Raw genomic sequence first — 6,852 nt, forward strand, 5'->3', positions numbered from 1 at the left:
TGGCAGATGCCATTTTGTCTAGCATAGGTGAAATAGAATATCACATATGGATTCCGCGCCAGCGGCGCTTTGGCGTCCGGAGCGACAATGACAACGCGCAGCGCGCGGACAAGGCGAGGACGAAGCGTCGATGAGAATGGTTGTTGGTCGCGTCCTGCTGGGCGTTGCTGCGGCGCTGGCGGGCTGCAGCATGGCGATGGCGCAAACCAGGATCGAAGGTGATCCTGCCGCGACCGATCCGGTCGGAATCGTCAGCGATCCGTGCCCTGTCCATGCGCCGCCGACGACGTCCGACGGCTGGCGGCTGTGGAATCTCCATATGCTGACCCGCGACTATGGCCAGATCTGCCGCTACCATGCCGCCAACCTTGCGCTGCGCTCGAGCGCGCAGCCCGTGCGCGTGGTGTTCTTCGGCGACTCGATCACCGACAATTGGCTCAAGGGCGATCCGTCGCTGTTCGCGCCCGGTATCGTCAATCGCGGGATCAGCGGGCAGACCACGGCGCAGATGCTCGTCCGCTTCCGCGAGGACGTGATCGCCCTGCACCCGCGCGCGGTGCAGATCATGGCCGGGACCAACGACATCGCCGGCAATACCGGCGCCGCCACGCTCGAGATCGTCGAGGGCAATATCGAGACGATGGCCGAGCTCGCGCGCGCGCACGGCATCCGGGTGCTGCTCGCCTCGACCTTGCCCGCTGCCGCCTTCCCGTGGAGTCCCGGCAAGCAGCCGGCCGCCACGATCGTCGCGTTCGATCACTGGCTGCGCGGCTATGCGGCGCAAAATCGCTTCGCCTATGTCGACTATTATGGCGCCCTGGTCGACGGGGCAGGGGGGATGAAGCCCGGCCTGTCGAGCGACGGCGTCCACCCGACGCCGGCCGGCTATGCGGTGATGAAGCCGATCGCGACGGCCGCGATCGCCACGGTGTCGGGACGGTGACGCGGATGAACCATCGCATGGCCCGCTGGACGGGCGCTGCCGTGTCGGCCGTCGCCGCGCTGCTCGCCGCGGGCGCTGCCTCCGCGGCGCCGCTCGATCGCTATGGCGCGTTCGTGTCGGTCGAGCCCTATGCGCCCAATATCGTCCGCGTGACGATCGCGACTGAGGGCGCCCGGTCCGCCGCGGCGCCCGGCTATGGCGTGCTCGCCAAGCCCGACCAGACCGGGTGGACGCACGGCGTGGCGGCGAGCGGCGACACATATGGTTCGTCGGCGCTCAGCGTCACCGTTGCGGCCGGCGACCGCCCCAAGCCGCCGACGCAGATGGAGCGCTATTTCGCGCCGGCGCTGCCGCCGGTCTCGGTCTCGGTCCGCGGCGCCGACGGCAAGCCGATCGTCGTTATGACCGGCTGGGAGATGGCGCCGCACACCGTCAACGGCGAGAAGACGTTCCGCGTCGGCGCCAGCTTCTCGACCGATGCCAGCGAGCATTTCTACGGGCTCGGCCAGAATCAGGAGGGCATCCTCGATCTGCGCGGCCGCACGATCGACTGCCGCCACAATTACGACGCGCCCGCCGGCGAGACGGTGTGCGTGCCGTTCATGGTCTCGAACCATGGCTATGCCGTGCTGTGGGACAATCCCTCGCCCACCACCGTGTCGCCCGGCCTCAACGGGCGCACGCACTGGACCTCCGAGGTCGGGGAGCGCGTCTCCTTCTTCGTCGTCACCGGCCCCACCACCGATGCGCTCTATGCCGGCTACGCCACGCTGACCGGCGCCACGCCGCTGCCGCCCAAGGCCGCCTTCGGTCTGATCCAGAGCAAGGCGCGCTACGAGAGCCAGTCCGAACTGATGGACATCGCCAAGGGCTATCGGTCGCGCGGGCTGCCGCTCGATGCGATGGTGCTCGACTGGTTCTACTGGACGCGGATGGGGCAGATCGACATCGATCGCACCGCCTTCCCCGATCCCAAGGGGATGAACGACACGCTGCACGCGATGGGGCTGCACAGCATCGTCTCGGTCTGGCCGCGCTTCGAGAAGGAGTCGCGCTATTTCGACACGCTCGCCGCCAAGGGCTGGCTGCTTCACGACAAGGACGGCAACCCGGTCGATGGCCTTGCGATCCGTGCGGACCGAGCCGGCGGGCTGATCGACAGCACCAATCCCGATGCGCGCGCCTGGTACTGGGGCAAGATCCGCGACAATATCGCGTCGCAAGGCTTCGACTGGTTCTGGCTCGACGAGACCGAACCCGATCTCGTCCCCGACGGCAGCTTCTACTCCATCGGCTCGGGCGACCGCTATCACAATGTCTTCCCGCTGCTCCACACCGCGAGCGTGGCGGAAGGCTCGGCGCACGACCGGCCGGGCTTCCGCAACCTGATCCTGTGCCGCGCCGCCTATCTTGGGTCGCAGCGCAATGGCTGCCTGTTCTGGTCGTCCGACGTGCAGGCGACCTGGGAGGCGCTGCACCGGCAGGTGCCGGCCGGGCTCGGCTTCACCGCCTCGGGGCTCGCCTATTGGGGCAGCGACACCGGCGGCTGGCAGACCCCGCAGGCCGACACGCCCGAACATCCGCCGCTGCTTGATCCGACGGGGGCGACCGCGATGACCCCGGGCGATCCCGACTATCCCGAGCTGTTCACGCGCTGGTTCGAATATAATGCGCTGACCCCGACGCTGCGCATCCACGGCCAGCGCCCGGCGACCGAACTCTGGTCCTATGGAGCGGCGGCCACGCCGATCCTCGAGACCTTCCTGCGCCTGCGCTACGCCCTGATCCCCTATCTCTATGCCGCAGGCCACGAGACCAGCCGGACCGGGGCGCCGTTCATGCGCGCGCTGTTCATGGATTTCGGGCAGGATCCCAATGTCGCGACGATCGGCGACGAATATATGCTGGGCAAGGCGTTCCTCGTCGCCCCCGTCACCGAACAGGGCGCGACCAGCCGCCGCGTCTATCTGCCCGCGGGTGCCGATTGGTATGATTGGTGGACCAACCGGAAGCTGACCGGCGGCCAGTGGATCACCGCGGCGGCGCCGATCGATCGCCTGCCGCTCTATGTGCGCGCAGGATCGATCGTGCCGCTCGGCGTGCAGATCCCGAGCACGATGACCCGCCAGCCGCTCGAGCAGATCCGCGTCTATCCGGGGGCGGACGCGACCGCCACGCTCTACGACGACGATGGCGTCAGCACCAAGCCCGGCCGCGCCACGACGCTGCGCTGGAACGAGGCCAGCCACCGCCTGTCGGCGGACGGCGCGCTGCCAACCGGACAGAATGCCGCCACGCTGCTCACGGTGATGTGACGGCGGCCGGATGCGCCTTGGCGCGGGGATCGGGCCTAAAGGTCTTTTCCGCCGCCGCCGGGGGTGGCATCCTGCCGGACGATTGGACACGATGCGCGGCGTCGAGCGATCGCGAAGAATGACAGTAGGAGGCAAGGATGGCTGGGTTTAATCGCCGCGATTTGGGGCTGGGTCTTGGCGCGACGGCGGCGGTGCTCGCGGCAGGCGGTGCAGCGCCCGCCGTCTCGGCGGCGGTACGACCGTCTGCCCGGACGGGGGGGCGCTTTCCTGACGATTTCGTCTGGGGTTGCGCGACGGCGTCCTATCAGATCGAGGGCGCCGTCCGCGAGGACGGGCGCGGTCAGACCAATTGGGACATCTTCTCGCACACCCCTGGCAAGGTCGCCAACGGCGATACCGGCGACATCGCGTGCGACAGCTATCATCGCTACAAGGACGATACCCAGCTCCTCAAGAATCTCGGCGTGCGCGCCTATCGCATGTCGATCGCCTGGTCGCGGATCTTCCCCAATGGGCGCGGACAGGCCGATCCGCGCGGGCTCGATCACTACAACCGGGTCATCGACAATCTGCTCGAGAACGGCATCCAGCCTTATGTGACGATGTTCCATTGGGATCTGCCGGCAGCGCTTCCCGGCGGTTGGCAGTCGCGCGACACGGCCTATGCCTTTGCGGATTATGCCGGCCATGTCGCGGGCCAGCTGTCGGACCGCGTCCACCACTTCATGACGGTCAACGAACTGCGCTGCTTCACCGATCTTGGGCACCAGACCGGTATCCACGCTCCCGGTCTCAAACTGCCCGCGGCGCAGGTGAACCAAGTTCGCCACCATGGCGTGCTCGCTCACGGGCTCGGCGTCCAGGCGATCCGCGCGCATGCGCGGCCCGGCACGCAGGTCGGTCTCGCCGACAACACCACCTTCTTCGTGCCGGTGATCGAGACGCCCGAGCATATCGAGGCCGCCAAGAAGGCGACGCGCGACACCAACGCGATGTTCCTGACCGCGATTCTGGAAGGCCGCTACATCGACAGCTACCTGCAGAGCGAGGGTGCCAACGCCCCCGTCGTGCAGGCGGGCGACATGAAGGCGATCTCCACGCCGCTCGATTTCGTCGCGCTCAACGTCTATTCGCCCAATTACGTTCGCGCCGACGCCTCGCCCAAGGGCTATGCGGTGTTGCCGCATCTGCCGCAGGCGCCGCGGATGGCGTCGCCTTGGCTCTATGTCGGGCCCGAGGTCGCCTATTGGGCGGTACGCACGGTCAGCGAACTGTGGAAGCCCAAGGCGCTGTTCATCTCCGAGAACGGCTGTTCGGCCGACGATCCGCTGGTCGACGGGCGCGTCGATGATTCCGACCGGATCATGTACCTGCGCAACTATCTCTCGCAGTTCCAGCGTGCGACCAGCGAGGGCTTCCCGCTTCGGGGATACTTCCTGTGGAGCCTGATGGACAATTTCGAGTGGGCGGACGGCTACACCAAGCGCTTCGGCGTCCATTATGTCGACTTCGCGACCGGCCGGCGCATCCCCAAGCTGAGCGCGGCCTGGTACCGCGAACTGGTCGCGCGCAACGCTCTCGTGTGAGCGGACCGACGGCACGGCCTTCACAAGAAGGTCGTGCCTCGCCGCGCATAACCGCCTAGACAGCGCCATGGCCAAACATCTTCCCTCCGCACCTGCGATCCAGACGGTCGGGGGTGCGCATGTCTCGCTGCGCGTCGCCCGCGCGATCGACGTCGACGCGCGCATCAGCGTCGGCGGGCTGCTCGCCGTGGGCATGCTGCTGTCCAGTGCTTTGCTCGGCTCGGCGGCGATCGTGCTCGCCGCCAAGCGCGGCCGCGGACAGGCGTCGGCCACCCTGCCAGGAACCCGGCAGCCGACGGCGTTGCTCGAAGCCCCGTCGACCGCGGCCTGAGCGATCGCGGCGGCCGCAACGCCGCCGCGACGCAGGGTCAGGCGTCGACCGTTTCCGGGAAGTCGGTGGCGAGGCTTTCGGATCGCTGACCCTCTATCTCGTCGAGACGGTCCCGCAGCTTGGCGGTCACCGCATCGATGCCGAATTTGCCGAGCACGAAATGGCGCGGTGCCTCCGCCCGTTCCACGAGCGCGACGATCGCCTCGGCGGCGCGCACCGGATTGCCCGGTTGGCTGCCGCTATAGCCGCTGGTGGTCTCCATCCGTGCCGCCGCCGTCTCGGCATAGTCGGCGATCCGGCTCTTGGTCTGCTTGAGCGAGCGGCCGGCCCAGTCGGTGCGGAATGGCCCGGGCTCGACGCATGTCACCTTGATGCCGAGCGGCGCAACCTCGGCGGCAAGCGAGTCCGAAAAGCCTTCGACGGCATGTTTGGTTGCCGCATAATAGCCGGAGGCCGGGAAGCCGATCAGCCCGCCCACCGAGGTGATGTTGATCACATGACCGGCGTGCTGGGCGCGCAGGATCGGGAGCACCGCGCGGGTCAATGCGAACAGGCCGAACACATTGGCCTCGAACTGCGCGCGGATCTCGGCGTCCTCGCCCTCCTCGATCGAGCTCTGATAGCCATAGCCTGCATTGTTCACCAGGATGTCGATGCGCCCGAAATGCGCCTTGGCGGCGGCGACGGCGCGCTCGATCTGCTCCGGCTTGGCAACGTCGAGATCGAGCGCGAGGCCACGCGCGCCGACGTCCGCCACCAGATCCGCGACACGGTCCGCACCACGGGCGGTGACGGCGGCACGGCCCCCGCGCGCGAGAATGAGCTTGGCGAGTTCATGGCCGAACCCGGTCGAGCAACCGGTAATGAACCAGACGGGGGTGTCGTCGACCATGAGCAAGCTCCGTATCAGAAGGATGCGAGCCGAACGGTCGAACGACAATCAAGGTCCGGGGATCGTTGGCGCACCCCGACCCCAGGCAACGAGACCGCTCCGATCGACGTTACGACGGGAGGGTCTGCACGTCACCGCAACCCCTGAAGGTGCGGACGAAGAGACGGAAGGCTGCGCAGATGGACGATCCTGCCCGAGCGGCATCCGAGACGGTGCTGGCGCTGCTCGCCGAACGCGCAACCGGCGCAACGATCTGCCCCAGCGAGGTGGCGAGGGCACTGGCCGATGCGACCGCGCCGGCAGGGCCAGGATGGCGCGATCTGATGCCGATAGTACATGGCGCTATCGATCGGCTTCTCGATGACGACAGTGTATCGCTGAGTTGGAAGGGCAAGCCGCTCGCGACGCGCGCGGGGCCGTACCGGATCGCTCGCGCGCCGGGTTCAGATGGGAACGAGGCGATTCCACCTGCTGCCGACATCGCAGATCGAGCAGAGCGGTAAACGAAAGATCGAACCACGAACCGAGCACGCGCGCTTTGCCGGCTGAACAGTCATTCATAAAGCAAGACGTTCCACCGATTTTGCCATCGATGCTGATCGGATCAATCATCGTCCCGTCTATTGAACGTTTCGAGATGAAACCCATTTAAAGTACGGAGGATGATACAATGAAACGTTCTATTGCAACGATACTGGGCGCGGTTGCCATCATCGCCGCGACGCCTGCGGTGGCACAGCATGGCGGCGGCGGCGGCTTCCACGGCGGCGGCGGTGGCGGTGGTT

6 protein-coding genes are annotated in these 6,852 nt (G+C 67.1%); 5 read left to right on the plus strand and 1 reads right to left on the minus strand.

Going from position 1 to position 6,852, the window contains the following annotated elements; translation table 11 throughout:
• Positions 1-136: 136 nt before the first annotated feature.
• The 4 genes from Q0326_RS15945 to Q0326_RS15960 all read left to right on the plus strand — a co-directional run bounded on the left by Q0326_RS15945 (position 137) and on the right by Q0326_RS15960 (position 5,175).
• Positions 137-943, plus strand: coding sequence for an SGNH/GDSL hydrolase family protein (locus Q0326_RS15945; RefSeq protein ID WP_298692327.1), 807 nt, complete (start codon positions 137-139; stop codon positions 941-943).
• A gap of 17 nt (positions 944-960) precedes the next feature.
• Positions 961-3,258, plus strand: a complete 2,298-nt coding sequence (locus Q0326_RS15950; protein ID WP_298692288.1) for a TIM-barrel domain-containing protein — start codon at positions 961-963, stop codon at positions 3,256-3,258.
• A 137-nt stretch (positions 3,259-3,395) separates the two neighbouring features.
• Positions 3,396-4,844, plus strand: coding sequence for a GH1 family beta-glucosidase (locus Q0326_RS15955; protein WP_298692290.1), 1,449 nt, complete (start codon positions 3,396-3,398; stop codon positions 4,842-4,844).
• 67 nt (positions 4,845-4,911) lie between these two features.
• Positions 4,912-5,175 (plus strand): hypothetical protein, encoded by a 264-nt coding sequence (locus tag Q0326_RS15960; protein ID WP_298692292.1) that lies wholly within the window; start codon positions 4,912-4,914, stop codon positions 5,173-5,175.
• Positions 5,176-5,212: 37 nt separating this feature from the next.
• Here the strand turns inward: Q0326_RS15960 and Q0326_RS15965 are convergent, their stop codons facing one another.
• Entirely contained in the window at positions 5,213-6,067 is an 855-nt protein-coding gene (locus Q0326_RS15965; protein WP_298692294.1) for an oxidoreductase, read from the minus strand.
• A gap of 179 nt (positions 6,068-6,246) precedes the next feature.
• Here Q0326_RS15965 and Q0326_RS15970 point away from each other — a divergent pair, with 179 nt between their 5' ends.
• Positions 6,247-6,570: a DUF3253 domain-containing protein gene (locus Q0326_RS15970; RefSeq protein ID WP_298692296.1), complete on the plus strand. Its 324-nt coding sequence runs from the start codon at positions 6,247-6,249 to the stop codon at positions 6,568-6,570.
• Positions 6,571-6,852: the final 282 nt, after the last annotated feature.

The sequence above is a fragment of the uncultured Sphingomonas sp. genome (assembly GCF_937859915.1).
Classification (GTDB): domain Bacteria; phylum Pseudomonadota; class Alphaproteobacteria; order Sphingomonadales; family Sphingomonadaceae; genus Solisphingomonas.

Coding starts and splice junctions, on each gene's coding strand:
- Q0326_RS15945 (WP_298692327.1), top strand. CDS start 137: ATGGTTGTTGGTCGCGTCCTGCTGGGCGTTGCTGCGGCGCTGGCGGGC.
- Q0326_RS15950 (WP_298692288.1), top strand. CDS start 961: ATGGCCCGCTGGACGGGCGCTGCCGTGTCGGCCGTCGCCGCGCTGCTC.
- Q0326_RS15955 (WP_298692290.1), top strand. CDS start 3,396: ATGGCTGGGTTTAATCGCCGCGATTTGGGGCTGGGTCTTGGCGCGACG.
- Q0326_RS15960 (WP_298692292.1), top strand. CDS start 4,912: ATGGCCAAACATCTTCCCTCCGCACCTGCGATCCAGACGGTCGGGGGT.
- Q0326_RS15965 (WP_298692294.1), bottom strand. CDS start 6,067: ATGGTCGACGACACCCCCGTCTGGTTCATTACCGGTTGCTCGACCGGG.
- Q0326_RS15970 (WP_298692296.1), top strand. CDS start 6,247: ATGGACGATCCTGCCCGAGCGGCATCCGAGACGGTGCTGGCGCTGCTC.